23 protein-coding genes are annotated in these 24,283 nt (G+C 69.0%); 5 read left to right on the top strand and 18 right to left on the bottom strand.

The window, feature by feature from the left end; all coding sequences use genetic code 11:
* The first annotated feature begins 26 nt into the window (after nt 1–26).
* Nucleotides 27–1,439 (top strand): amidase family protein, encoded by a 1,413-nt coding sequence (locus ACEU5R_RS03350; protein ID WP_103276396.1) that lies wholly within the window; start codon nt 27–29, stop codon nt 1,437–1,439.
* Nucleotides 1,440–1,545: 106 nt separating this feature from the next.
* On the opposite strand, the gene ACEU5R_RS03345 is transcribed toward ACEU5R_RS03350, so the two are convergent.
* The 10 genes from ACEU5R_RS03345 to ACEU5R_RS03300 all read right to left on the bottom strand — a co-directional run bounded on the left by ACEU5R_RS03345 (nt 1,546) and on the right by ACEU5R_RS03300 (nt 11,770).
* The gene (locus ACEU5R_RS03345; RefSeq protein ID WP_103276397.1) at nt 1,546–2,094 is read right to left on the bottom strand and encodes a GNAT family N-acetyltransferase; all 549 of its coding nucleotides are present in this window, start codon (nt 2,092–2,094) and stop codon (nt 1,546–1,548) included.
* Between the two features lie 90 nt (nt 2,095–2,184).
* Nucleotides 2,185–2,976: a 2-keto-4-pentenoate hydratase gene (locus tag ACEU5R_RS03340; protein WP_103273649.1), complete on the bottom strand. Its 792-nt coding sequence runs from the start codon at nt 2,974–2,976 to the stop codon at nt 2,185–2,187.
* 4 nt (nt 2,977–2,980) lie between these two features.
* On the bottom strand, nt 2,981–3,361 hold the full coding sequence (locus ACEU5R_RS03335) for a hypothetical protein (protein ID WP_199770828.1): 381 nt from the start codon (nt 3,359–3,361) through the stop codon (nt 2,981–2,983).
* A 63-nt stretch (nt 3,362–3,424) separates the two neighbouring features.
* Nucleotides 3,425–4,705 carry a glutamate-5-semialdehyde dehydrogenase gene (locus ACEU5R_RS03330; RefSeq protein WP_392409075.1) on the bottom strand — a complete coding sequence of 427 codons (1,281 nt, stop codon included), beginning with the start codon at nt 4,703–4,705 and terminating at the stop codon, nt 3,425–3,427.
* A 101-nt stretch (nt 4,706–4,806) separates the two neighbouring features.
* Nucleotides 4,807–5,862, bottom strand: coding sequence for a DNA polymerase III subunit delta (gene holA / locus ACEU5R_RS03325; RefSeq protein WP_103273651.1), 1,056 nt, complete (start codon nt 5,860–5,862; stop codon nt 4,807–4,809).
* A gap of 6 nt (nt 5,863–5,868) precedes the next feature.
* Nucleotides 5,869–6,531: an LPS assembly lipoprotein LptE gene (gene lptE / locus ACEU5R_RS03320; protein ID WP_392409074.1), complete on the bottom strand. Its 663-nt coding sequence runs from the start codon at nt 6,529–6,531 to the stop codon at nt 5,869–5,871.
* 11 nt (nt 6,532–6,542) lie between these two features.
* Nucleotides 6,543–9,200, bottom strand: coding sequence for a leucine--tRNA ligase (gene leuS, locus ACEU5R_RS03315; RefSeq protein WP_392409073.1), 2,658 nt, complete (start codon nt 9,198–9,200; stop codon nt 6,543–6,545).
* A 100-nt stretch (nt 9,201–9,300) separates the two neighbouring features.
* On the bottom strand, nt 9,301–10,515 hold the full coding sequence (locus tag ACEU5R_RS03310; protein ID WP_392409072.1) for an MFS transporter: 1,215 nt from the start codon (nt 10,513–10,515) through the stop codon (nt 9,301–9,303).
* 48 nt (nt 10,516–10,563) lie between these two features.
* The gene (locus tag ACEU5R_RS03305) at nt 10,564–11,082 is read right to left on the bottom strand and encodes a MarR family winged helix-turn-helix transcriptional regulator (protein ID WP_233772397.1); all 519 of its coding nucleotides are present in this window, start codon (nt 11,080–11,082) and stop codon (nt 10,564–10,566) included.
* A gap of 229 nt (nt 11,083–11,311) precedes the next feature.
* Complete coding sequence (locus ACEU5R_RS03300; protein ID WP_103273655.1) at nt 11,312–11,770, bottom strand: HU family DNA-binding protein; 459 nt, start codon at nt 11,768–11,770, stop codon at nt 11,312–11,314.
* Between the two features lie 442 nt (nt 11,771–12,212).
* Here ACEU5R_RS03300 and ACEU5R_RS03295 point away from each other — a divergent pair, with 442 nt between their 5' ends.
* The 4 genes from ACEU5R_RS03295 (at nt 12,213) to ACEU5R_RS03280 (ending at nt 16,742) form a co-directional block, all read left to right on the top strand.
* Entirely contained in the window at nt 12,213–13,346 is a 1,134-nt protein-coding gene (locus tag ACEU5R_RS03295) for a D-alanyl-D-alanine carboxypeptidase family protein (RefSeq protein WP_103273656.1), read from the top strand.
* Between the two features lie 32 nt (nt 13,347–13,378).
* On the top strand, nt 13,379–13,927 hold the full coding sequence (locus ACEU5R_RS03290) for a hemerythrin domain-containing protein (RefSeq protein WP_392409071.1): 549 nt from the start codon (nt 13,379–13,381) through the stop codon (nt 13,925–13,927).
* A gap of 82 nt (nt 13,928–14,009) precedes the next feature.
* Entirely contained in the window at nt 14,010–14,897 is an 888-nt protein-coding gene (locus ACEU5R_RS03285; protein ID WP_392409070.1) for a phosphonopyruvate hydrolase, read from the top strand.
* Nucleotides 14,898–14,963: 66 nt separating this feature from the next.
* Nucleotides 14,964–16,742 carry a SulP family inorganic anion transporter gene (locus tag ACEU5R_RS03280; protein WP_392409069.1) on the top strand — a complete coding sequence of 593 codons (1,779 nt, stop codon included), beginning with the start codon at nt 14,964–14,966 and terminating at the stop codon, nt 16,740–16,742.
* Nucleotides 16,743–16,877: 135 nt separating this feature from the next.
* Here ACEU5R_RS03280 and ACEU5R_RS03275 read toward each other — a convergent pair whose 3' ends face one another.
* From ACEU5R_RS03275 to ACEU5R_RS03240, 8 genes are all read right to left on the bottom strand, one after another.
* Complete coding sequence (locus ACEU5R_RS03275) at nt 16,878–17,639, bottom strand: ABC transporter ATP-binding protein (protein WP_392409068.1); 762 nt, start codon at nt 17,637–17,639, stop codon at nt 16,878–16,880.
* Nucleotides 17,636–19,531 carry an ABC transporter permease gene (locus tag ACEU5R_RS03270; RefSeq protein WP_392409067.1) on the bottom strand — a complete coding sequence of 632 codons (1,896 nt, stop codon included), beginning with the start codon at nt 19,529–19,531 and terminating at the stop codon, nt 17,636–17,638. Before ACEU5R_RS03270 ends, ACEU5R_RS03275 begins: the two co-directional genes overlap by 4 nt.
* Nucleotides 19,531–20,754, bottom strand: a complete 1,224-nt coding sequence (locus tag ACEU5R_RS03265; protein WP_392409066.1) for an ABC transporter substrate-binding protein — start codon at nt 20,752–20,754, stop codon at nt 19,531–19,533. The genes ACEU5R_RS03270 and ACEU5R_RS03265 overlap by 1 nt, the downstream gene beginning before the upstream one ends.
* A 223-nt stretch (nt 20,755–20,977) precedes the next feature.
* Nucleotides 20,978–21,145, bottom strand: coding sequence for a 50S ribosomal protein L33 (rpmG, locus tag ACEU5R_RS03260; RefSeq protein WP_003810296.1), 168 nt, complete (start codon nt 21,143–21,145; stop codon nt 20,978–20,980).
* Nucleotides 21,146–21,182: 37 nt separating this feature from the next.
* Complete coding sequence (gene rpmB, locus ACEU5R_RS03255; protein WP_006390601.1) at nt 21,183–21,419, bottom strand: 50S ribosomal protein L28; 237 nt, start codon at nt 21,417–21,419, stop codon at nt 21,183–21,185.
* A 477-nt stretch (nt 21,420–21,896) separates the two neighbouring features.
* Nucleotides 21,897–23,045: a Bcr/CflA family multidrug efflux MFS transporter gene (locus ACEU5R_RS03250; protein WP_392409084.1), complete on the bottom strand. Its 1,149-nt coding sequence runs from the start codon at nt 23,043–23,045 to the stop codon at nt 21,897–21,899.
* A 202-nt stretch (nt 23,046–23,247) separates the two neighbouring features.
* Entirely contained in the window at nt 23,248–23,856 is a 609-nt protein-coding gene (locus tag ACEU5R_RS03245; RefSeq protein WP_233772398.1) for a hypothetical protein, read from the bottom strand.
* 56 nt (nt 23,857–23,912) lie between these two features.
* Entirely contained in the window at nt 23,913–24,272 is a 360-nt protein-coding gene (locus ACEU5R_RS03240) for a type II toxin-antitoxin system prevent-host-death family antitoxin (protein ID WP_103273665.1), read from the bottom strand.
* Nucleotides 24,273–24,283: the final 11 nt, after the last annotated feature.

Raw genomic sequence — 24,283 nt, 5'->3', positions numbered from 1 at the left:
ATGATCCCATCCACCAGGAGTCGCGCGTGTCCGAACTTTGGCGTCTGTCCGCCGCTGAGCTTGCCAGCCTGATCCGCAAACGTGAAGTGTCCGCCGTGCAGGCCGCGCAAAGCGCGCTGGCGCGGCTCGATGCCGTCAATTCCCGCATCAACGCCGTGGTCGATCATCGCCCCGAGGATGCGCTGTCGCAGGCCGCCGCCCTGGACCAGCGGCTGGCGCGCGGCGAAGACCCCGGCCCGCTGGCCGGCGTGCCGGTCACGGTGAAGGTCAATGTGGACCAGGCCGGCTATGCCACCACCAATGGCGTGACGCTGCAGAAGGACGTGATCGCCCAGGCCAACAACCCGGTCGTCGACAACCTGCTGCGCGCCGGCGCGGTGGTGCTCGGTCGCACCAACACGCCGGCGTTTTCGCTGCGCTGGTTCACCAGCAACCAGCTGCACGGCGATACGCGCAATCCGCGCAATGCCGCGCTCACGCCTGGCGGCTCGTCTGGCGGCGCCGCCGCGGCCGTGGCGGCCGGCATCGGTCATATCGCGCACGGCACCGATATCGCCGGCTCGATCCGCTATCCGGCCTATGCTTGCGGCGTGCATGGCCTGCGGCCCACGCTGGGCCGCGTGGCGGCCTTTAACGCGGCCTTGCCCGAGCGCTCGCTGGGCGGGCAGATCACCGCCGTGTCCGGTCCCTTGGCGCGCAGCATCGCCGACTTGCGCCTGGGGCTGGCCGCGATGGCCGCGCCCGATCCGCGCGATCCGTGGTGGGCGCCCGCGCCGCTGGAGGGGCCGGCCGTGCCGAAGCGCGTGGCGCTGTGTTTCTATCCCGATGGCCTGGAGACCGAGCCCGCGGTGGTCAAGGCGCTGCAGGACGCGGCCCGGCGCCTGGGCGAGGCCGGCTGGCGCGTCGATACGCTGGACGCGATCCCGCCGCTGAAGGAAGCCGCCGATCTGCAGATCCGCATGTGGCTGGCCGATGGCTACGACGCCATGGTCGAGGCCGCGCGCAAGGAAGGCGACCGGGGCGCCCAGGTCGCGCTGGCCGGGCAGCGCGAACGCGCCGCCGGCATGGACCTGGCCAGGTACTCCGCCCTGCTAACGCGGCGCGCCACGCTGACGCGGCAGTGGGAACTGTTCTTCGCCGAGTACCCGGTGCTGCTCTTGCCGGTGTCGGCCGAGCTGCCTTTCCCGGACCAGCTCGATCTGGCCGGCGACGAAGCCTATGCGCGCGTCTGGCGCGCGCAGATGCCGCAGATCGGCGTGCCGTTCATGGGCTTGCCGGCCCTGTCCGTGGCCATGGGCAGCGTGCCGGGCGCGAAGGGGACGATCCCGGTGGGCGTGCAGCTCATGGCGGGCCGTTACCGCGAGGACCTGTGCCTGGCCGCGGGCGAGGTGATCGAGGCGGCGGGCCAGCCGATCGACATCGCCGAACCCGAAGCCTGAGGTCGGCGTCGAAGCCGGACGCGGATGCCGCAGCCAGCCTCGAGGTTTGATCCAGCGGGGATTCTGCGTCGGATATCAAACTGCTGGCGGGCGCGCGCGGCGCGCCTCAACCCGTCAGGGATGGCACGCCATGCTGGCCGGCGCCGGCCTGCCACTCGTGGCGCAGCAGCCCCATGATGCCGGTATCCCATCGCTGCTCGCCGACCCGCGTCGACGCGCGGCGCACGCCTTCGAGCTTGAATCCCAGCGCTTCATAGGTGCGCAGGGCGGGCTGGTTGAACATGTAGACGTTCAGCTCCAGCCGCTCGATGCCCGGCGTGCTGAACGCTTCCTGGATCATCAGCGCCGTCAGCGGGCGGGCCAGTCCCTGGCCGCGCATGGCGGGCGCGACGGCGACGCGGCCCAGGCGCGCGTTGCCGTCATGCCATTCATAGGCGAGCTGCGCATGTCCGACCGGCGCGCCATTGCGGCAAACCATCCAGCAGCGGCGCGCGGGCGGCGTGCTCCGGCCTTCGGCCAGCATGGTTTCCACGTGCAGCGGCGTGAGCGGATAGGAGAGCTGCGAGCCGCCCCATTGGACGACATCGGCAAGGCTGGAGAACCAGCCGGCAAGGAGGGAATGGTCTTCTGCCGTGAGCGGGCGCAGGGTCAGCATGGTGGCGGGGGCGCGTATGCGCCAGGTGACGCCGCGCGCGGCATGCGCGCGGACCGGCGCCACAGTATAGGCGGGCGCCGGCCGCGCCGTTCAGCCGCGTGCTTCGAAGCGCAGGCGCAGCACGCCCAGGTCGCCGTAGGCGATCTCGAGATCGCGGCCCGCCGGCACGTCCAGGAAGCCGGCATACGAGCCGGTGATGACATGCTGGCCGGCGCGCAGGCCGGCGCCTTGTTCACGCAGGAAGTTCGCCAGCCAGTACAGACCGGCCTTGGGCCGGCCGTTGGGATGGATGCCCGCGTGCTGCTCGGCATCCTGGCCGTCCACGGACAGCGTGATGGTCATGCTGGCGGGCGCGTCGTCGGCGGACGCGATGCGCGGTCCCAGCACCAGGCCCTGGTTGAACATGTGGTCGGCCAGCAGCTCGGGCAGGCTGGCGTGCTCCGGCAGCGCATAGCGGCACCCCAGCACTTCCAGCGCCAGCCGGGCGCCGCCGACGGCGGCATCGATCTCGGCTTCGCTGTAGGGCTGTGCTCGCGCCGGCAGATCGCGCGCCAGTTCGAAGGCGATCTCGGGTTCGACGCGCACGACGGCGCCCTGCGCGGGTACTGGCGAGGCGGCGCTGAAATGGACGGTGGATGTGTAGATGGGAGCCACCACGGATTTTTCGGGCGTGGGTAGCGCGCTCTTCCAGGCGGCGATGTCGTCGCGCCGCGTTTCGCGCAGCAGGCGGGCGGTGCTGCGTTGCACGGCGAAGGCCTGGCCCTGCGTCTGCGGCCGGCAATCGGCGGGCAGGCGCGGGCCGGGCACGCCGGCGTCGCGGGCGGCGATCAGGAAACGGGCGGCGTCGACGCTGCCGGGATACTCTTCGATCAGGATTCGCATGGCGTCACATTCCCAGGAACAGCAGGGTCCACAGGGCGATCATGGCGATCAGCCCGAGCCAGCAGGCGCCCCAGAAGCCCACTACCGGCCACTTGAGCGACAGCGGCACCTGCTTCGGATCCACATGGGCCAGCAGGCGGTTGGCGTTGCCGACGAGCCAGAAACGCGTGCCGGGGAACATCAGCCGGAAGAAATAATCGAGCATGATCGCCGCCTGGATGGCCAGCGGATACTGGTTGAAGGCCCGGTGCTCCAGGTAGGGATGCTTGAGCCGGGCGTTGATCTGTTTGGCCTTGAAGAAGAACAGCACGATGCCGCTGATCGAGCAGGTGACGAAGCACAGCACGAACAGGCTGAAGGCCAAGGCCAGCGCGGGGGTATGCATGACGAGAATTCCGGGGTTACGCGGCGCGCAGGCCGCGATGAGTGTCTGCCGTGAAGTACGGCGTCAGCCGCGCAACTGGCCTTCGCCGTTGAGCACCCATTTCAGCGTGGTCAGGCCTTCCAGTCCGACCGGGCCGCGCGCATGCAGGCGGTTGGTCGAAATGCCGATCTCGGCGCCCAGCCCGTACTCGAAGCCGTCGGCGAAGCAGGTGGGCAGGTTCACGTAGACCGAGCTGGAATCGACCTCGCGCTGGAAGCGCTGGGCCGCGGACAGGTCCTCGGTGACGATGGCGTCGGTGTGGCCGGAACCCCAGCGGGCGATGTGTTCGATGGCATCGTCCAGCGTGTCGACGATGCGCACCGCCAGGACCGGGCCCAGGTACTCGGTGCCCCAGTCTTCTTCCGTGGCGGGCTTGAGATGGGGCAGCAGCGCCAGCGTGCGCGGGCAGCCGCGCAGTTCGACGCCGCGCTCGGCGAAGTCCGCCGCCAGGCTGGGCAGGATCGACACGGCCGCGACCGCGTCCACCAGCAGCGTTTCCATGGCGCCGCAGATGCCGTAGCGGTAGGTCTTGGCGTTGATGGCGATGGCGTGGGCCTTGTCGGGATCGGCGGCCGCGTCGATGTAGACGTGGCAGTTGCCGTCCAGGTGCTTGATCAGCGGCACGCGCGCTTCCTGGGCCAGGCGCGCGATCAGGCCCTTGCCGCCGCGCGGCACGATGACGTCGATGTGCTCGGTCATGGTGATCAGCTTGCCGACCGCGGCCCGATCGGCCGTGGCCACCACCTGCACCGCGTCCTGCGGCAGTCCGGCGGCCGCCAGGCCGGCCTGGACCACGCGGCCCAGCGCGATGTTCGAGTGCAGCGCCTCGCTGCCGCCGCGCAGGATGGCGGCGTTGCCGGACTTCAGGCACAGCGCGGCCGCGTCGATGGTCACGTTGGGGCGCGATTCGTAGATGATGCCGATCACGCCCAGCGGCACGCGCATCTGCGCGACGCGCATGCCATTGGGGCGCAGCGAAGTGGCGGTGACGCTACCGACGGGGTCGGGCAGGGCGGCGATCTGGCGCAGGCCCTCGGCCATCAGTCCCAGCGTCTTGTCGGACAAGGCCAGGCGGTCCAGCAGCGCCGGTTCCAGGCCATTGGCCCGGGCCGCGGCCAGGTCTTTTTCATTGGCGGCCTTGAGTTCGTCGCGGCTGGCGGCCAGTGCGTCGGCCATGGCGTGCAGCGCCCGGTTCTTGGCGGCGCCGTTGGCGCGCATCATGGCGCGCGAGGCGCGGCGGGCATTTTCGCCCAGGGTGAGCATGGCGTGTTCGATGGTGGACGAGGACATGGCGGCGTCGATCATGAAATAGGGCGGCGCGGGCGCGGCCGGGGGATGGCGTTAGTGTAGCCGGCAGGGGCCGGGCGAAATCGGGGGCAGGGAAGGGACAGGCGGCCGTGCCGCCTTCACGGTCGGGCGCCGGCGGCGGCCACGCGCAGCGCCAGCCGCGTCATTTCTTCCCAGGGATCGGACAGGCGTCCGGGCACGGACAGGCCCTTGATGAGCCGGTCGACTTCATGCGCATGCTGCACGGCGGCCGGCCAGACCGCGGGCTGCACGCGCGACAGCGCCTGCAGCGCCAGGCGTTCGTGGGCGCCGAAGATGCGCAGCCGGCGCATCAGGCCGTTGGCGTCCTGGCCCAGCGCGCGGGCCTCGGCGATGCGCGCGAGCAGGCGGATTTCCTCGCCGACCGCCCACAGCACCAGGGGCAGCGCTTCGCCCTCGGCGCGCAGGCCGTCGATCATGCGGATGGTGCGGGCAATATCGCCGGCCAGCATGGCGTCGCGCAGGCCGAAGACATCGTAGCGGGCCACGTTCAGCACGGCGCGCTCCACGTCCTCGGCGGCCAGCTGGCCTTCGGGATAGAGCAGGCCCAGCTTCTGGATTTCCTGGTGGGCGGCCAGCAGGTTGCCTTCGACCTTGTCGGCCATCCATTGCAGGGTGGCGTTGTCGGCGCGCTGGTTCTGGCGCGCCAGCCGCATGCCCACCCAGGCGGGCAGCCGCCCGCGCTCGATGCTGGCGATGTCCACCATCATTCCGCCCCGGGCCAGCGCCTGGACCCAGCGGCTTTCGCGCGTGGCCTTGTCCAGCCGTGGCAGGGAAATCAGCACCAGCGTGTCGGCATCGGACTGGCCCTCGGCCTGCTCGGCCAGGCGGGCCAGCGTGTCGGCGCCCGCCTTGCCGGGCTTGCCCGTGGGGATCTTGATTTCGAGGATGCGGCGGTCGCCGAACAGCGACACGCTTTGCGTGGCCGCCAGCACCGAACTCCAGTCGCTGCGGGCGTCCATCACCATGGACAGCCGCTCGGTGTAGCCGGCGCCGCGCGCCGAGGCGCGCAGCGCGTCCACGGCCTCGGTGACGAGCAGCGGTTCGTCGCCGGACACCGTATACATCGGCGCGAGCCGGTTGCCGGCCCGCTGCAGGTGTTCCGCCAGGCGATCCGCGTCCAGGGGTTGTGCCATGGACGCCTAGCGCGACAGCGGCGCGTCGGTGGTGGACGGCGTCTGCCAGGGGGCGGGAGTGTTGACCGGCTGGGCCGCGTTCGGGTCGTACACCGGCGCGTCCACGCCATCCTCGTTCTTGCCAGGATTCTCGAACGCCTTGCGCACGTCGGGCGCGGTCATGCGGCGCAGCAGGCGCGACACCAGGTCGCGTTGCATGGCCTTGTACAGCGTTTCGATCTGGCCTTGCTTGGCCTGCACGATCTGGTCGTCATACGGCATTTCGCGGTAGATCGACAGCGTGGTGTCCGGGATCAGCGCGTTGCCCTTGGCATCGATCAGGCGGAAGGTGAAGTTGATGCCGAGTTCATACGATTCGACGCGGCCCTGAGCGTTGAGCGAGACTTCGCGCAAGCTGCGTGCGTCGTTGACCTGCTGCAGGATGGCCTGCGCTTCCTTCGGACTGTTGACGATCTTCGTATTGGGCGAAGCCGCGCGCAGCGAACGGCGCACGTCGGCGCCGAACTGCGTGGTGTCGGGAATACCCACATACAGCGTGTCGAACGGCATCGGCGTGACGCCGCGCAGCGCGAAGCCGCAGGCGGACAGCAGCATGAACAGCGCCAGGCAGGCGCCGCGCAGCAGCCAGGATTGGCGGGGGGAGTGCGTGTGTTGCCCGGCGAAGTGCATGCTTGACCTCATCAGCCTACGACGTTGACCAGTTTGCCCGGAACCACGATGACGCGCTTGGGCGGGCGGCCCTCCAGGTAGCGGGCGACCTCTTCCTGTTCGGCCGCGAGCTTCTCGATGTCCTCGCGGGCCGCCTGCGCGGTGACGCGGATCGAGCCGCGCAGCTTGCCGTTGACCTGCAGCATCAGCTCGATCTCGTCGGCGATCAGCGCGGCTTCGTCCACGTGCGGCCAGGGGGCGTCGAGCAGGTCGCCCAGCTCCTTGGCGTAGCCCAGGTCCTGCCACAGATGCCAGGTGACGTGCGGCACCACCGGGTACAGCACGCGCAGCAGGACGCCCAGCGTCTCGGCGCGGGCGGCGTCGGCGTGCGGGCCGTCCGGCAGCTTGGCGTCGTCGATGGCGTTCAGCATCTTCATGCAGGCCGACACCACGGTGTTGTACTGAATGCGCTGATAGTCGTAGTCGGCTTGCTTGAGCAGGCCGTAGACCTCGCGACGCAGGTCCTTGACCGGGGCCGGCGCGCCGGCCCAGTCGGCGCCCTGGGCCAGGCCGCGCGCCACGGCTTCGCGCTGCGCGTAGCTGATGGACCACAGGCGGCGCAGGAAGCGGTTCGAGCCTTCCACGCCCGAATCCGACCATTCCAGCGTCTGCTCGGGCGGGCTGGCGAACATGACGAACAGGCGCGCGGTGTCGGCGCCCAGCGTATCGATCAGCGATTGCGGGTCGACGCCGTTGTTCTTCGACTTGGACATGGTGCCCACGCCGCCGTAGGTGATGTCGGAGCCGTCGGACTTGAGCTTGGCGCCGGTGATGGCGCCGCGCGCGTCGTAGACGTTCTCGACTTCCTCGGGCCAGAAGTACTCGATGCCGCCCTGGGCGTTCTTGCGCGAGTAGATGTGGTTCAGCACCATGCCCTGGCACAGCAGCTTGGTGAAGGGCTCGTCGAAGTTGAGCATGCCCATGTCGCGCATGACCTTGGTCCAGAACCGGGCGTACAGCAGGTGCAGCACCGCGTGCTCGATCCCGCCGATGTACTGGTCCATCGGCATCCAGTAGTCGTTGCGTCCGTCCACCATGGCCTGGTCGTTGCCCGGCGAGGTGTAGCGCATGAAGTACCAGGACGAGTCCACGAAGGTGTCCATGGTGTCGGTTTCACGGCGCGCCGGCTTGCCGCAGCTGGGGCAGGCGCAGGACAGGAAGGCTTCGTTCTTGGCCAGCGGGTTGCCGCTGCCGTCGGGGATCAGGTCGTCGGGCAGCACCACCGGCAGGTCCTTCTCGGGGACCGGCACCGGGCCGCAATCCGGGCAGTGGATGATGGGGATCGGGGTGCCCCAGTAGCGCTGGCGCGAGATGCCCCAGTCGCGCAGGCGCCAGGTGGTCTGCTTCTCGCCCAGGCCTTGCGCGCCCAGGTCGGCGGCGATGGCGTCCACGGCTTCCTTGTGCGACAGGCCGTCGTACTTACCGGAATTGATCGTCAGGCCGGACTGCTTGTCGCCGTACCATTCCTGCCAGGCCTGGTCGGAGTATTCCTTGCCGGCCACGGCCACGACCTGGCGGATCGGCAGCTGGTACTTGCGGGCGAAGGCGAAGTCGCGCTCGTCGTGCGCCGGCACGCCCATCACGGCGCCGTCGCCGTAGGTCATGAGCACGTAGTTGCCGACCCAGACCTCGACCTCGGCGCCCGTGACCGGGTGCGTGACGTACAGGCCGGTGGGCATGCCTTCCTTTTCGCGCGTGGCCATTTCGGCCTCGGTCGTGCCGCCGAGCTTGCATTGCTCGATGAAGGCGGCCAGCCGCGGATTGGAAGCAGCGGCGTGCGTGGCCAGCGGGTGCTCGGGGGCGACCGCGCAGAAGGTGACGCCCATGATGGTGTCGGCGCGGGTGGTGAAGACGTACAGTTTGCCGTCCTGGATCAGCTGGCCGTCGGCGCCCGCGATCTTGTGCGGGAAGGCGAAGCGCAGGCCCTCGGACTTGCCGATCCAGTTTTCCTGCATCAGGCGCACGCGCTCGGGCCAGCCGGGCAGGTCGTTCTGCACCGCGCCCAGCAGTTCGTCGGCGTAGTCGGTGATGCGCAGGTAGTAGCCCGGGATCTCGCGCTTTTCAACGGGCGCGCCGGAACGCCAGCCGCGGCCGTCGATGACCTGTTCGTTGGCCAGCACGGTCTGGTCCACCGGGTCCCAGTTGACGATCTGGGTCTTGCGGTAGGCCACGCCCTTTTCGAGCATCTTCAGGAACAGCCACTGGTTCCATTTGTAGTACTGCGGATCGCAGGCGCACATCTCGCGCGACCAGTCGATCGCCAGACCCATCGCCTTCATCTGCTTCTTCATATAGGCGATGTTGTCGTAGGTCCACTTGGCCGGCGGCACCTTGGACTTGATGGCGGCGTTCTCGGCCGGCATGCCGAAGGCGTCCCAGCCCATGGGCATCAGCACGTTGTAGCCGCGCATGCGCAGCTGGCGCGCCATCATGTCGTTGATGGTGTAGTTGCGCACGTGACCCATGTGCAGCTTGCCGCTGGGGTAGGGCAGCATGGAGCAGGCGTAGAACTTGGGCTTTTCGGAGCCGTCGGCGTTCTTCGCGTGTTCGTGGACCAGATAGGCGTCGCGGGCCTGCCAGTCTTGCTGGGCGGCCGCTTCGACGGTAGTGGGAAGGTAACGTTCCTGCATGAGCTCGTGCGCGTTGGCGAAAAAGGGAAGGCCGCCCCGACCTGGCGGCGCTGGCGCGGCCCGGTTCGGTGGCAGTCAAAACCCCTGATTATAGGAGGTGCTAGGCGCGGATAGGGGACAGGGCGGTTTCCGGCACGCGCGCGCTGGGGGACAGGGTCCCGTAGGCCAGCGTGATCACGCCCAGCGCCGCCCCGGCGGCCACCACGCCGGTCCAGCCGAAATGCGAATAGAGCCAGGACGATACCAGCGAGCCGGACGCGCCGCCAATGAAATAGCTGGTCATGTAGCCGGCCGTCAGGCGGCTGCGGGCTTCCGGCCGCAGCGGATAGATGCAGCTGGTATTGGTGACATGCACGCCCTGGATGGCCAGGTCCTGCAACAGGATGCCGGCCAGCAGCGCCAGCACCGATGCCTGGCCGAAGGCCATCAGGCCCCAGGAACCCAGCAGGAGGAGCAGCCCGACGCGGGTCGCGAGGTTGGCCAGTCCGCGGTCCGCCAGCCGGCCGAAGCGGTTGGCGGCGAAGGCGCCGGCCGCGCCGGCCAGGCCGAACAGGCCGATCGTGGTGGTGTTGTAGGAATAGGGCGGGCTGGACAGCAGGAAGGTCAGCGGCGTCCACAGCATGCTGAATGCGGCGAACAGCAAGGCGCCCAGGATCGAGCGGGCCCGGAACAGCGGCTCATCGACGAACATGCGCAGGATCGAGCCCAGCAGGCGCGGATAGCTCAGTCCCGCCTGGCTCTGGTGGCGCGGCAGCACGCGCCACAGCACGGCGGACATGGCCAGCATCAGCAGGGACGCCACCCAATAGACGGTGCGCCAGCTGCCCAGGTCGGCCAGCACGCCGGCGAAGGTCCGCGCCAGCAGGATGCCCAGCAGCAGGCCGCTCATGACCGCGCCCACCGCCTTGCCGCGCTCATGAGGCAAGGCCAGCGTGGCGGCGAAGGGCACCAGGATCTGGGCGACCACCGACAGCATGCCGGTCAGCGCCGTGCCCAGCATCAGCACCGTGATGTTGGGCGCGAAGGCGGAAACCAGCAGGCTGGCCGAGGACAGCAGCGTCATCAGCACGATCAGGCCGCGCCGTTCGTACATATCGCCCAGGGGCACCAGCAGCATCAGCCCGGCGGCATAGCTCAGCTGGGCGGTCGTGACGATGCCGCCAGCGGCGGCGTTGGACAGCGAGAACTGCTCGCCGATGGTGTGCAGCAGCGGCTGGGCGTAGTAGTTGCTGGCGACGGCCAGGCCGGTGGCCAGGGACATCAGCAGGATCATCGGCGCGGTCAGCGGCGGCGTGTGCGAAGCAGGGGAGATCATGGCGGAGTGCGGCAGGGGAAAAATCGGATCGGTCGCGGGCGGCGGCGCTCAGGCGTCCACGCCGCCGGGCGCTTCCAGGTCGTGGTTGATCAGCAGTTTCTTCAGCAGGCCGGCGAGCTGGCGGCGTTCCGCCGCGCCCAGCGGCTCGAGCAGCTGTTCGAGGTTCTTCAGGTAGTCCTTGAGCACGGCGCGGATCGTGCGCAGGCCGTCGGCCGTGAGCGACACGATGGTGCCGCGCCGGTCTTCGGGGTTGGGGTTGCGGGCCAGCAGGCCGGCCTGTTCCAGACGGTCGAGCCGGTTGGTCATGGCGCCCGAGGTCAGCAACAGGGCCGCCACCAGCTTCTGCGGATTCATCGCATAGGGCGGGCCGCAGCGATACAGCGTGGCCAGCACGTCGAACTCGCCCTGGTTCAGCTGATGCTGGCGGAAGCCGCAGTTGACGTTGCGCGTGGCGAAGGCATTGAGCCGGAACAGACGGGTGATCACCGCCATGGACGAGAAGTCCTGGCCGGGGCATTCGGCGGTCCATTGGGACAGCACGAGATCGACGAAATCGGTTTGCGGCATGGTTGGCGAGGCTCCTTACGGCCGGTCGGCGCGCCGGTTCGCGCCGGGCTGGGCCGTGGTTCGGCGGGCGATGAATGATGCGCCCGATTTGTCTTCAAGTAAAGTATCTTTATATGAAGATAAATTCTAACAAGCCGGCGGGCTTCATGCAAAGGCCGTCGCGCAAAAGAGAAAGGCCCGCCTCTTGCGAGGCGGGCCTTTCCCGGCTTGACCGGATACTGCGCGGAAATTACTGCGCGGCGTCCTTCAGCTTCTTGAGCGGGCGAACCTTCACCTTCACCGAAGCCGGCTTGGCGGGGAACCAGCGCTCTTCACCGGTGAACGGATCCTTGCCGAAGCGCTTGGCCTTGGCGGGAACCTTCTGCACGGAGACCTTGAACAGGCCGGGCAGCGTGAATTCGCCGGCGCCCTTCTTGTCCACCGAGCCCAGCACCGAGGTTTCCAGGCTGGCCAGGACGGCCTTGACCGACTTGGCTTCAACGCCCGATTGCTCGACCAGATAGGCGATGAGCTGGGTCTTGTTCAGGGCGGCCTTGATGGCCTTGGGGGCGGCAGCGACCTTCTTGGCGGCGACGACCTTCTTCGCTGCGGGCTTCACAGCGGGCTTGGCGGCGGTAGCCTTCTTCGCGGGCGCCTTGGCGGCGGGCTTGGTGACTTTCTTGGCAGGAGCTTTAGCTTTCGTGGCCATGGTCAAAATCCGTATGTTGAGGACTAGAGCAGCGCGAGCCGGGTATCGGCAACGAACGCCACGCGCCCGATGATAGCGGAAGAGTCGCTGTTTATGCGGCTTTCCGAAGGGGTTTCGATCAATCTTTGTTGTTTTCCACGCAGCAAACCTCTTAAAACAAGGGGTCTTGCAAGATGTCGTGACATTTTCCCGGCGTCGCAAGCAGCGTGAATGACGGGATGCGGCGCGCTGAACCAAGCGCCGCGAGCATGTTCAAATGCCTGCGCCGCGCGTTGCGCCGGCACTCACGCAAGCATGCAAGGAAGCAGAGCAGTCTATGTTGTCGATGAATAAGTATGTTCCCCCGCGGCATGATCGGGACGTGAACCCGCGGGCCCGGCGGGGGCGTCTTTCAAGCCTTTTCCAGCGAGGCGGCCGGGTCGTGCAAAAGTTTGCGGTCGCCATGCTGGCCGCCTCGGCCTTCGCGTCCGGCGCATGGGCGCAGGCGTTGCCGGCGCCGGAGCTGTCGGCCAAGGCGTGGCTGCTGCTGGACGAAACCAGCGGCCAGGTGATCGCCTCGCACGCCGCCACCGCGCGCATCGAGCCGGCTTCGCTGACCAAGATCATGACGGCCTATATCGTGTTCGGCGCGCTGCAGGACGGTACGCTGAAACCGGAGCAGAAGGTGCGCGTGTCCACGCGGGCCTGGAAGGTGCCGGCGGGCAGCTCGAAGATGTTCCTGGAGCCCGGCTCGCTGGTCACGGTGGACAATCTGTTGCGCGGGCTGATGGTGCAGTCGGGCAATGACGCCGCCGTGGCGCTGGCCGAAGCCGTGTCCGGCAGCGTGGAGGCCTTCGTCGAGCGCATGAATCAGACCGCCGTGGCGCTGGGGCTGCACGGCACGCATTTCGCCAGTCCGCACGGCCTGTCCGATCCGGCCACGTACTCCACCGTCAGCGATCTGTCGGTGCTGGCCACGCGCTTCATCCGCGATTACCCCGAGCTGTACCGGACCTACGATTCGGCCAAGCAGTTCACCTACAACAACATCACCCAGTCCAACCGCAATCGCCTGCTGTGGCTGGATCCGAGCGTGGACGGCCTGAAGACCGGCCATACCGATGCCGCCGGCTACTGCCTGGTGGCCACCGCGCGCCGACCCAATGGCGCCGACCAGCGTCGCCTGATCACGGTGGTGGTGGGCGTGGAATCGGAAAAACAGCGCACCAAGGAAAGCCGCGAGTTGCTGGAATGGGGCTTCCAGGGGTTCAATACCGTCAAGCTCTACGCCAAGGGCCAGCCCGTGGCCATGCCCGAAGTCTGGAAAGGCCAGGCCGACAGCCTGAAGGCCGGCTTCGCGCGCGATCTGTATGTGACCGTGCCGGCCGGCGCCAAGGTCGAACCGGTGTGGGCGCCGCGCGAGCCGCTGGTCGCGCCGATCGCGGCGCAGGCCGAAGTCGGCGAGTTGCGCGTCATGGTGGATGGCAAGCCGGCGCGGCAGTTTCCGGTGCTGGCGCTGGAACCCGTCGAACAGGCCGGATTTGCCGGCCGCGCCTGGGATTCGATCCGCCTGTGGTGGCGTGAAACCACGGGCTGAGCAAAGGAGGCCCGCATGATTGTGAGATCGCCATGGCCGTGAGTTTTCCCGGCGGGCCGGCGCCCGCGCCCGGACCCGACCAGCCCCTGGCCCTGCTGTCGGCCTGTCATGGCCGCATCGCCCGTCAGTGCGCCACGCTCAGCCGGCTGGCCGGGCATCTGCCCGAGCATGGCAGCGACGCCAGTGCGCAGAGCGCGGCGGCCAGCCTGCTGCGCTATTTCGAGACGGCCGCAGTCCATCACCACGAGGACGAGGAAGAAGACCTGTTCCCGGCGCTGATCGAGGCCATGGCCGGTTCCGACGCGGTCTGCCTGCACGCGTTGGTGCAGGGACTGAAGGCCGACCACCGCCGGCTGGCCGCGCTGTGGGAGCCGCTGCGCGGCGCGCTGGCCGAGATCGCGGCGGGCATGCCCGCCAGCCTGACGCCCGCGCAGGCGCGGGAATTCGCCGAGGCCTATGCCGGCCATATCCGCCGCGAGGAAGACGAGCTGCTGCCGCTGGCGGCGCGGCTCATCGCCGATGATGTGCTGGCCGATATCGGCCGGGCCATGCGCGCGCGCCGAGGCGGCGGCGCCGCCTGAGCCGCTGCGCCGCCAGTCGCCAGGCGCTACGATGCGGGACAGCCGGCGCGCACCGCGCCGGATCACGGAGGCTATCCGCGCCATGACCGATCCCGTTCCCAGCCGCAACGCCCGTTTCCGTCGTCTGCTGACCGACCCCCTGCTGGCTCATGCCATGTCGGCGCACAACCCGCTGTCGGCCCTGTTGGCCGCCGAGGCCGGCTTCGACGCGGTCTGGGGCAGCGGTTTCGAACTGTCGGCCAGCCATGCGGTGCCGGACGCGAGCATCCTGTCGCCGGTGCAGCACCTGGACATGATGCGGGCCATGGCCGCCGCCTCGCCGGCGCCGGTGATCGCGGATATCGACACGGGTTTCGGCAACGCCATCAACGTCGCCTACATGCTGCCGCAGTACGAGGCCGCGGGCGTGTCGGCGGTGGTGATGGAAGACAAGACCTTCCCCAAGGACACCAGCCTGCGCGCCGGCGGCCGCCAGGAACTGGCGCGCGTGCCTGAATTCCAGGGCAAGATCGAGGCCGCGCTGGCCGCGCGGCGTGATCCGGACTTCTGTGTCATCGCCCGCTGCGAGGCGCTGATCGCCGGGCTGGGGCAGGCCGAGGCGCTGGCGCGCGCGGCGGCGTATGAAGAAGCGGGCGCCGACGCTATCCTGATTCATTCCAAGCAGACCGCGCCGGACGAGGTACTGGCTTTCGTCGCCGCCTGGCAGGGCCGCGCGCCGCTGGTGCTGGTGCCCACCGCCTATCCGCAGCTGCGCGAGCGCGATATCCAGGCGCTGGGCAAGGTCGGGCTGGTGATCTATGGCAACCATGCCATCCGCGCGGCCGTGGGCGCCATGCGCGACGTGTTCGCCCGCATCCGGCGCGACGGCGGCGTTCACGAAGTGAATGCGATGTTGCCGACCGTAGGCGATATCATGGCGCTGCAGGGCGATGCCGCCATGCGAGAACTGGAGCGCAGGTTCCTGCGCTAGCGCCTTTGGGGCGCGGGCCGCCGGCGCCTGTCGGCAGGCCGCAAGACAAGAAAGACCGGGGGAAGCATGGCGTTTCAAGGGCGGGCCTGGCTGGGCCGGCTGTTTGGCGATTGGGTGGCGGATGTCGGTCCGGCCACGCTGCGCGCCGATCTGGCGGCGGGGCTGCTGGGGGCGCTGCTGGTGCTGCCGCAGGGCGTGGCTTTCGCCACGCTGGCGGGCCTGCCGCCGGAATACGGCCTGTACTCGGCCATCATTCCCTGTGCGGTGGCGGCTCTGGCCGGGTCCAGCCGCCATGTGATGTCGGGGCCGACCAACGCCAATTCGCTGGCGCTGTTCGCCGTGCTGGCGCCGCTGGCCGCGGCCGGCAGTCCCGCCTATATCCAGCTGGCGCTGGCCGTGACCGTGCTGGTCGGCCTGATGCAGTGGCTGGTGGGCGCGCTGCGGTTGGGTTCGCTGGCGCATTTCATTTCGCCGTCGGCGCTGTTCGGCTTCACCAGCGGCGCGGCGGTGCTGATCGCCGTGCATGCGCTGAAGGATGCGCTGGGCCTGCCCGCCCCGGATTCGCATGGCGCGGGCTCGTTGCTGCTCAACCTGGCCTCGCATGCCGGCCAGGCGCAGGCTGGTTCCATCATCGTGACGCTGGCGACGCTGGGCGCGGCGCTGCTGGTGCGCCGGCTGGACAAGCGCAAGCCCTATATGCTGGCCGGCCTGGCCGCCGGCACGATGGCGGCGGCGGCCTGGAATGCGTGGGGCGGCGCCGGCGTGCCGGTGCTGGGCGCCATCGCCCAGCCCTGGCCGCCGTTCCACGTGCCCAGCGTGGACTGGCGCGCGCTGCCCGACCTGCTCAGCCTGGCCTTCGCGCTGACCATCGTGGCGCTGGCGCAGTCCATCTCCATCGCCAAGGCCGTGGCGGCGCGCTCGGGCCAGCGCATCGACGCGAACCGCGAATTCATGGGGCAGGGCCTGTCCAACATCGTCGGCGGCTTCTTCTCGTGCTACCTGTCCTGCGGTTCGCTGAACCGCTCCGTGCCCAACTTCGAGGCCGGCGCCAGGACGCCGCTGGCGGCGGTGTTCTCGGCCTTGCTGCTGGTGGCGCTGGTGGCTCTGTCGGCGCCGCTGCTGGCGTTGATTCCGCATGCCGCCATCGCGGGCCTGCTGCTGCTGGTAGCCTGGACGCTGCTGGATGCGCCCCGCTGGCGACGCCTGCTGGCCACGCAGCGCGGCGAGGCGGCGATCGCGGCGGCGACCCTGGCGGCCACCGTGACGATACGGATGGAAGTGGCGATCCTGCTGGGCACGGTGCTGTCGCTGATGGCCTATCTGCACCGCACGTCGCGGCCCGCCATGCGCATCATGGGCTTCGATGGGCGCGGGCTGGACCGCCGCTTCGTCGTGATGGCGCAGCCGCCGCAGCCCGAGGCCCTGCCCGAATGCCCGCAGCTCAAGCTGCTGCGCATGGAGGGCTCGGTGTATTTCGGCGCGGCCGCGCACGTGGCGCAGCGGCTGCACGAACTGCGCGCCGCGCCGGACGCGCCGCGTCATCTGCTGGTCATGGCCAAGAGCATGAACTTCATTGACCTGGCCGGCGCCGAGGTCTGGGAAGATGAGCTGGCCGCGCGGCGCGCGATGGGCGGCGATCTGTATTTCCACCGGCCCCGCCCCGAGGTCATGGCGATGTGGCGGCGCACCGGATTCCTGCAACGGCTGGGCGAAGACCACATCTTTCCCGACAAGGCGACAGCGCTGCACGCGATCTATGCCAGGTTGGACCGCACGGTGTGCGCGGGCTGTCAGGCCCGGATCTTCTGGGAGTGTCAGCCGGACAGCCCGCAAGCGGGCGGCTGAAGAGGACGCACGTGCAGGATGGGGGCGGGCGGAAGCGGGAGCCGCAAAAGGGCGTTGGAGAGGGAGGCTGGAACAGGGCTCAGCAAGAGCGCTGCCCGCCCAGCCGGGACCCGACCGAGGACTGTGCCGGGTTGATCACGCGGCGGGCGCTTCCGTGCCCAGATAGGCCGCCTGGACTCGCGGATCGGCGGCGATCGCGGCCGGTTCGCCTTCCGCCAGCAGACTGCCGCGCACCAGCACGGCGATGCGGTCGGCGTGCTTGAAGACCACGTCCAGGCTGTGCTCGGTGAACAGCACCGCGATGCCGCGCGTGTCGGCCAATTGCCGCGTCAGCTGCATCAGCGCGTGGCGTTCATTGGTGGCCATGCCCGCCGTGGGTTCGTCCATCAGCAAGAGGCGCGGGCGGTGCGCCAGCGCCATGGCCAGCTCCACGCGCTTGACGTCGCCATAGGCCAGCTCGCCGCAGGCCTGCCCGGCCTTGCCGGCCATCTGTGTCTGTTCCAGCAGCGCCATCGCTTCGTCCACCGCGTGGCGGCCAGCCCGGCGCCAGGGATGGAAGACCAGGCGGTCGCGCGACAGCAGCGCGGTCTGCACGTTCTCCAGTACGGTCATGGAGCGGAACACGGCGGCGGTCTGGAACGTGCGGCCCACGCCGAGGCGGCAGATACGCGCGGCGGACAGGCCGACCAGTTCGCGGCCGTCCAGGCGCACCGAACCCGTGTCGGGCCGGACCTGCCCGCCCAGCGCGTTGAAGCAGGTGGATTTGCCGGCGCCGTTAGGTCCGATCAGGGCCAGCATCTGTCCGGCCTGGAGCGTGAACGACACGCCGGCCAGCGCGTCGATGCCGCCGAAGGACTTGCGCAGGTCGCGGACCTGGAGCAGGGCGGGGGCGCTCATTTCGCGGCGCTCCGAAGCGACAGCCGGCGGGTCCAGCGCGCCGCCGCGCCGGCGAGCCCGTCGGGAAACGCCATGACCAGGGCCAGGATGGCCAGCCCCAGCAGCGCGTGCCAGTATTCGGTGCTGCGCGCGGCCGCGTCCTGCAGCCAGGTATAGGCCGCCGCGCCGGCCAGCGGACCGGCCAGCGATTGCAGCCCGCCGAGCAGCACCATGACCAGCCCGTCGACCGAGCGGCCGACGGCCATCGCGTCGGGCGCGATGCTGCCCTTGGAAAAGGCGTACAGCGAACCGGCCATGCCGGCGGCCAGCGAGGCGGCCACGAAGCCCGCCCATTGCACGCGGCGCGTGTCCATGCCCAGCGCTTCGGCGCGCAGGGCCGAGTCGCGCACGCCGCGCAGCGCGTAGCCCAGCGGCGCGAACGCGAGCCGTCGCAGCCACCAGACGCCCAGCGCGCACAGCGCCAGCGTCAGGTAGTAGTAGCCGGGACCGCTGCTCAGCCAGGCGGCGGGCCACAGGCCGGTGAGTCCGTTGCTGCCGCCGGTGACGTCGTCCCACTGGAAGGCGGTGGCCCACAGGATCTGCGCCACGGCCAGCGTCAGCATGGCCAGGTAGACGCCGGACAGGCGCACGCAGAACCAGCCGAACACCAGCGCGCCCAGCGCCGCGGCCAGCGGCCCCAGCAGCAGCGCGGCCTCCATCGGCAGCGCGCCGAGCTTGAGCAGCAGCGCCGCGCCGTAGGCGCCCAGGCCGAACCAGGCGGCGTGGCCGAAACTGGTCATGCCGGCCAGCCCGGTCAGGAAATGCAGGCTGGCCGCGAACAGCGCGGCAATCAGGATCTCGGTCAGCAGGATGGCCAGGTACGGCCATTGCTGGCCCAACAGCGGCGCCGCGATCAACAGCGCCAGCAGCGCGCCATATGCCAGCCGCAGGCGCTTGCCGGCGGGGGCTATCGGGCGTTCCGGCTTGGTCGCGTGGCCGGCCGGCGCGGGCGGCTTGCCCATCAGGCCCCAGGGCCGCGCCACCAGCACCACGGCCATGACCGCGAATTCGGCCAGCAGCGTCAGCTTGGACAGATTGAAGACCCAGGGGCCGATCTGCACCTGGCCCAGGAACACGAACAGGGACTTGGCCAGGCTGATCAGCAGCGCGGCCAGGAAGGCGCCGGGGATCGAACCCAGGCCGCCCACCACCACCACCACGAAGGCGCTGGCGATGACTTCCAGGTCCAGCCCCAGCGTGGCCGGCGTGCGCGGCGCGGCCAGCGCGCCGCCCAGGCCCGCCAGGAAGGCGCCCAGCGTGAAGGCCGACGTGAATAGCCAGGCCTGGTTCACGCCCAGCGCGGCCAGCATGCTGCGGTTCTCCGAGGCGGCGCGCAGCAGCCGGCCCCAGCGCGTGCGCATCAGCAGCAGCCACAGCAGGCCCAGCACGATCGGGCCGGCGGCGATGAGCAGCAGGTCGTATTGCGGGTAGCGGCGGCCCAGGATCTCGACCGCGCCCGCGAGGCCGGGGGCGCGGGCGGAGAACAGGTCTTCCGGGCCCCACAGGGCCAGCGTGGCGTCGCCGATGATGAGCAGCAGCGCGAAGGTGGCCAGCAGCTGGAACAGCTCGGGCGCGCCGTAGAGGCGGCTGAGCACCAGGCGCTCGGCCGTCGCGCCGATGAGGCCGGTGGCCAGCGCCGCCAGCAGCAGGCCGGCCCAATAGCCGGCGCCGCCGCCAAAATAGCCGGTGAAGGTCCAGGCCAGGTAAATGCCCAGCATGTAGAACGAGCCGTGCGCGAAGTTGACCACGCGCGTGACGCCGAAGATCAGCGACAGGCCCGCGGCCACCAGGAACAGCGCGCTGGCGTCCGCCAGGCCGTTGAGCAGCTGCAACAGCAGCCCGGAACCGCTCATCACTGGGCCGGACGCATCTTGCGCACTTGCTCGTCCGGCGGCTGCAGGCGGGCGCCGTCCATGTAGGCGAAGTCCTTCATGATGCCCTTGCCGTCCTCGACCGCGGTCACGCCCACGTACACGCCCATGGTGGATTGATGGTCGATCTTGCGGTACTGGATCTGGCCGTAGGGCGTATCGACCTTCAGCCCGGCGAAGGCGTCGACGAGTTTCTCGGTGTCGACCGCGCCGGCGGCCTTCAGGCCCTGGGCGATGGACATTAGCGAGGCGTAGCCCACCACCGAGCCGACCTTGGGCGTCTCGTTGTAGCGCTTGCGGTAGGCCTCGACGAAGTTCTTGTTCGCGGGCGTGTCGATGGCATACCAGGGGTAGCCGGTGACGATCCATCCCGTGGGCGCGTCGGCGCCCAGCGGTTCCAGGTATTCGGGCTCGCCGGACAGCACCGACACCACCGGCATGTTCTCGAACAGGCCGCGCGTGTTACCTTCGCGCACGAAGCGCGTCAGGTCGGCGGCGAACAGCACGTTGAAGATGGCGTCAGGCTTGGCGTCGGCCAGGGCCTGGACCACGGCGCCGGCGTCGACCTTGCCCAGCGGCACGGCCTGCTCGGCGACGAACTCCACGTCCGACTGGAACGACTTCATCATGGCCTTGAAGGTCGCCACCGCCGATTGGCCGTATTCATAGTTGGGGTAGACGATGGCCCAGCGCTTCTTGCGCAGGGCCAGCGCCTTGGGCGCCAGCGCGGCCACGTGCATCCAGGTGGACGGACGCAGCCGGTAGGTGTAGCGATTGCCTTCCTGCCAGGTGATCTTGTCCGTCAACGGCTCGGCGGCCAGGAAGAACACCTGCTGCTGCTTGGCGAAGTCGGTCAGCGCCAGCCCGGTGTTGGACAGGAAGCCGCCGAACAGCAGCTCGACCTTTTCGCGCGCCAGCAGCTCCTGCGCGGCGCGCACCGAGTCGCCGGGGTTGCCGTTGTCGTCGCGCGAGATCACCTCCAGCTTGCGGCCGAGCACGCCGCCTTCGGCGTTGACCTGCTCCAGCGCCAGCTGCCAGCCTTTCTTGTACGGTCCCAGGAAGGCGGGGATGGCCTTGTAGCTGTTGATCTCGCCAATGCGGATCGGCGGTTCCTTGTCCTTGGCCTGGGCGGCCGGGGTCAGCGCCAGGGCCAGGAGCATGGGCGCGAGCGCGCGGCGCAGCAGGGAAAGGCAGGGACGTAGCATGGCGGGAATCGGGATCGTGTGGGATTCAAGCGGACGGCGGGCGCCTGTCGCCCGTCGCTGGCGGCCCAATTGAAACATGGGGCCGGCGTCCAGGCAAAGCAAATGCCGTCCCGTGGCCTGCGCGGGCGCGCGCCGGGCGCGATGCGCCATCATTCACGGCAAAAATTCACGGCAAAAAAATAGCCCCGCGCGGGCGGGGCTATTTTCGGGAAATCCGGCTGAATTACTTCAGCTTGGTTTCCTTGTAGTCAACGTGCTTGCGAGCGACGGGATCAAACTTCTTGATCAGCATCTTCTCGGGCATGTTGCGCTTGTTCTTGGTGGTCGTGTAGAAATGACCCGTGCCGGCGGTCGACTCGAGCTTGATCTTTTCGCGGATACCTTTGGCCATGTCGTGCTCCTAGTATGTCAGATTGGCGGGAGGCCGATTAGGCCAGTTCGCCGCGGGCACGCATGTCGGCCAGCACGGCGTCGATGCCGTTCTTGTCGATCGTGCGGATGGCCTTGGCCGAAACACGCAGGCGGACCCAGCGGTTTTCGCTTTCAACCCAGAACCGGCGCGATTGCAGGTTGGGCAGGAAGCGACGCTTGGTCTTGTTGTTCGCGTGCGAAACATTGTTGCCCACCATCGGGCCTTTGCCGGTCACTTGGCATACGCGTGCCATGGATGCACCTCTTTGTGTCGTTCTTGCGCGCATCGCCGGGAGGTGGACAGGGTGTCAGCCGCCGGGCTGTGGAACCTGCGCATCTGCTGGATGTTCCAGCCTTGCGCCGTTCATGCCGGCCACCCAGTCTTAGTGGATGAGGGGGGCTACGCGTTCAGTGCCGCTTTTCAACGGCGCCCAAGCGTATCCGCCCAGTGCTTATACCCGCTGCCTGCCGCCCGCTGGCCGATTCTGCATGCCGGCTCGTCCAGACTGGCGCCAGGGACGCTGGTGTCAGGGATTTCGCCAGACCTGCCGGATCCGCCGGAGTTTTCATGAGCCAAAGGCCTTTTCAAAGGACTCTGAGCCAAGAAAAACCCGCTGTGCGCGGTTGGGGGTCAGAGTGCCGAACTACAAAGCATAGTAGTCCTGCACGGGAAACTTCATGTGAAGACTGCGATTCTAATACGAAAAAGCCAAGTAAATCAAGCGAAAGCGCTATCGAGTGTGCGATTGCGCCACGCGGCCAGAGATCCAGGACAGGCAGGCGCAGGTCGCCAGCGTGGTCGTCAGGGGCAGGGCGCTGCCGGTCTGCCAGGCGCTGACGGCGAATCCGGCCAGCGCGCCGCAGGACAGTTGAACCGTCCCCAGCAAGGCCGAGGCGGCGCCCAGGCGCTTTCCTTGCTCGGCCAGCGCCAGCGCCGCCGAGTTGGGATTCACGAAGCCCTGGCTGCCCATGTAGCCGATCAGGCAGAGCATCAGCAGCGGCAGGCTCATCCAGCCGGCCACGGTCAGCGCCACGGCGGCCAGGCTGGCGCAGGCCAGCGCGGTCAGCGCGCGGCGCTGCAACAGGCGCGGCGGATGGGTACGCAGCAGGCGCGCGCTGATCTGCGAGCATACGATCAGCGACAGCGCGTTGGCGCCGAACAGCAGGCCGAAATACTGCGGCGGCACGCCGTAGAGTTCGATGAACACGCGCGGCGAACCGATGATGTACGCGAACATGCCGGCCTGGCCAAAGCCGCCGGCCAGGCTGTGCGCCATGAAGCCGCGATGGGCGAACAGGGCGCGGTAATTGTGCAGGATGGTCTGCCAGCGCAGCGGCACTACGCGCTCGGGCGCCAGCGATTCCTTCATGATCAGGATCACGGCGGTCATCAGCATGGCGCCGCCGGCCACCATCACCCAGAACAGGCTGCGCCAGCTGGCGATCGTCAGCAACTGCCCGCCGGCCAGCGGAGCAAGGATCGGCGCCAGTCCCATGATCAGCATCAGCAGCGACATGGCGCGCGCCGCTTCCTGGGTTTCGTAGTGGTCGCGAATGACGGCGCGCGGGATCACGATGCCGGCCGCCCCGCCCATGGCCTGCAGCACGCGCCAGCCGGTCAGGGCCTGCGCCGAGCCGGCCAGCGCGCAACCCAGCGAACCCAGCATGAACAGCGCCAGGCCCACCAGCAGCGGCGGCTTGCGGCCGTAGCGGTCGGCCATCGGGCCGTAGAACACCTGCGCCAGCGCCAGTCCGATCAGGTAGGCGGCCAGCGTGCGCTCCACGTCGCCGCGCGGCACGCCCAGATTGGCCGCGATCGTCGGGAACGCCGGCAGGTACATGTCGATGGCGAAGGGGCCGATCGCCGTCAGCGCGCCCATGAGGATGAGCCAGCCGGGCAGGCCGCGGGAGGTGTGCGTAGGGGACATGAAGGTATACGGAGAGCAACGGTCGCGGGACATGAGGGCGCGGTTGCCGACCGTTGCGTGTCTGGCGCCAAGCGGGCAAATGTATCACGCGTGGCCTTACAGGAAGTTGGTGCGCGTTTTCCGATTCATCGGGTCGCGCAGCGTCAGGGGGGACTTATCCGGCGGCCGCGACCAGCGCCTTGGCCCAGTCGGGCGTGGCGCGGATGTCGTCGGGCGTGATCGGGAACGTCAGCCGGCCCTGGTCCATTCCCAGCACCAGGCGCGGCTCCGGCACCGCCGTGCCCACGGCCACGTCGACGCTGTTGTCGTAGGCGCGCAGCTGCGCCAGGCGCGGCATCAGGATGATGAGGTTGAGCAGCGAGGTGCGGCAGCGCTGGCGGATGCGGTCCTCGGGGATGTCGTGTCCGCCGCGCGCCACGCGCAGGCGCACCCGCTGGATATGCTGCGCGGCATCGCGCAGGCCGCAGAACCAGACCAGCACGTCATGCGAAGCCGACGCGGCCATCAGCTTCTGCGTGATGGTGTCGCCGCCCAGCGTGGTTTCGAAGGCGTAGGTCTTGCGCGTCCGCACGGCCAGGTCCAGGCGCCGCACGCCTTCGTTCCAGGCCGCGATGTTCGCGTCTTCCTGTCCATAGCCGTGTTCCCGGACCAGCTCGCGCGCGCAGGTGTCGGGATTGAACCAGGCCAGGCCCGCCTGGGTGAGCAGATGGCCGCCGATGGAGCTCTTGCCCGCGCCGTTCACGCCCGCCAGGACGAAGAGCACGGGGCGGGCCGCGTCAGCTCGGGCTGCTTCAGCCTGGACGTCGCCGGGCCCCGCCATCAGTAGGTGGATCCCGCCTTGACCTTGCCGTCCAGCCGGCCGGGCGAGCGCATCAGGTCGCGCAGGCGGTCGCCGGCCTGTTCATCGTCCAGCGCCGCCAGCCGTTCGTCGAAGCGGCGGCGCAATTCGGCCAGCGGGTCGGGCATGGCCTGGTTGGCGGCCCGGGCGGCCTCCAGCAGGCGGGCGTATTCGGCGGTGGACAGGATCACAGCCTCGGGCTGGTTGTGGTTGGTGATCAGCAGCCTGCCTTCGGCCGAGAGGGCGCGCATCATGCCGCGCCAGCCGTCCTTCTTGACGGACGAGGCGGGCGCCACGGGCAGTTGGTCCAGGGGGGCGGCGAGCCGGGCGGGGGCGGACATGGTGTGCTCCT

Source organism: Achromobacter sp. 413638, assembly GCF_043119405.1.
Classification (GTDB): domain Bacteria; phylum Pseudomonadota; class Gammaproteobacteria; order Burkholderiales; family Burkholderiaceae_B; genus Achromobacter.
The sequence above is the reverse complement of the archived record's forward strand: the minus strand, read 5'-3'. Positions and strand labels throughout refer to the sequence as shown.

What these genes read in the sequence shown, in the direction of transcription:
- holA (WP_103273651.1), bottom strand. Translation starts at nt 5,862, where the DNA reads ATGGCACAACCCCTGGACGCGGATCGCCTGGCGGAACACCTGCAGCGG.
- ACEU5R_RS03305 (WP_233772397.1), bottom strand. Translation starts at nt 11,082, where the DNA reads ATGCCGCAAACCGATTTCGTCGATCTCGTGCTGTCCCAATGGACCGCC.
- ACEU5R_RS03270 (WP_392409067.1), bottom strand. Translation starts at nt 19,531, where the DNA reads ATGAGCGGTTCCGGGCTGCTGTTGCAGCTGCTCAACGGCCTGGCGGAC.
- ACEU5R_RS03240 (WP_103273665.1), bottom strand. Translation starts at nt 24,272, where the DNA reads ATGTCCGCCCCCGCCCGGCTCGCCGCCCCCCTGGACCAACTGCCCGTG.
- rpmB (WP_006390601.1), bottom strand. Translation starts at nt 21,419, where the DNA reads ATGGCACGCGTATGCCAAGTGACCGGCAAAGGCCCGATGGTGGGCAAC.
- rpmG (WP_003810296.1), bottom strand. Translation starts at nt 21,145, where the DNA reads ATGGCCAAAGGTATCCGCGAAAAGATCAAGCTCGAGTCGACCGCCGGC.
- ACEU5R_RS03280 (WP_392409069.1), top strand. Translation starts at nt 14,964, where the DNA reads ATGGCGTTTCAAGGGCGGGCCTGGCTGGGCCGGCTGTTTGGCGATTGG.
- lptE (WP_392409074.1), bottom strand. Translation starts at nt 6,531, where the DNA reads ATGCACTTCGCCGGGCAACACACGCACTCCCCCCGCCAATCCTGGCTG.
- ACEU5R_RS03330 (WP_392409075.1), bottom strand. Translation starts at nt 4,705, where the DNA reads ATGATCGACGCCGCCATGTCCTCGTCCACCATCGAACACGCCATGCTC.
- ACEU5R_RS03285 (WP_392409070.1), top strand. Translation starts at nt 14,010, where the DNA reads ATGACCGATCCCGTTCCCAGCCGCAACGCCCGTTTCCGTCGTCTGCTG.
- ACEU5R_RS03275 (WP_392409068.1), bottom strand. Translation starts at nt 17,639, where the DNA reads ATGAGCGCCCCCGCCCTGCTCCAGGTCCGCGACCTGCGCAAGTCCTTC.
- ACEU5R_RS03300 (WP_103273655.1), bottom strand. Translation starts at nt 11,770, where the DNA reads ATGGCCACGAAAGCTAAAGCTCCTGCCAAGAAAGTCACCAAGCCCGCC.
- ACEU5R_RS03335 (WP_199770828.1), bottom strand. Translation starts at nt 3,361, where the DNA reads ATGCATACCCCCGCGCTGGCCTTGGCCTTCAGCCTGTTCGTGCTGTGC.
- ACEU5R_RS03340 (WP_103273649.1), bottom strand. Translation starts at nt 2,976, where the DNA reads ATGCGAATCCTGATCGAAGAGTATCCCGGCAGCGTCGACGCCGCCCGT.
- ACEU5R_RS03250 (WP_392409084.1), bottom strand. Translation starts at nt 23,045, where the DNA reads ATGGGCGCGCTGACGGCGATCGGCCCCTTCGCCATCGACATGTACCTG.
- ACEU5R_RS03310 (WP_392409072.1), bottom strand. Translation starts at nt 10,515, where the DNA reads ATGATCTCCCCTGCTTCGCACACGCCGCCGCTGACCGCGCCGATGATC.
- ACEU5R_RS03265 (WP_392409066.1), bottom strand. Translation starts at nt 20,754, where the DNA reads ATGCTACGTCCCTGCCTTTCCCTGCTGCGCCGCGCGCTCGCGCCCATG.
- ACEU5R_RS03345 (WP_103276397.1), bottom strand. Translation starts at nt 2,094, where the DNA reads ATGCTGACCCTGCGCCCGCTCACGGCAGAAGACCATTCCCTCCTTGCC.
- leuS (WP_392409073.1), bottom strand. Translation starts at nt 9,200, where the DNA reads ATGCAGGAACGTTACCTTCCCACTACCGTCGAAGCGGCCGCCCAGCAA.
- ACEU5R_RS03290 (WP_392409071.1), top strand. Translation starts at nt 13,379, where the DNA reads ATGGCCGTGAGTTTTCCCGGCGGGCCGGCGCCCGCGCCCGGACCCGAC.
- ACEU5R_RS03295 (WP_103273656.1), top strand. Translation starts at nt 12,213, where the DNA reads ATGCTGGCCGCCTCGGCCTTCGCGTCCGGCGCATGGGCGCAGGCGTTG.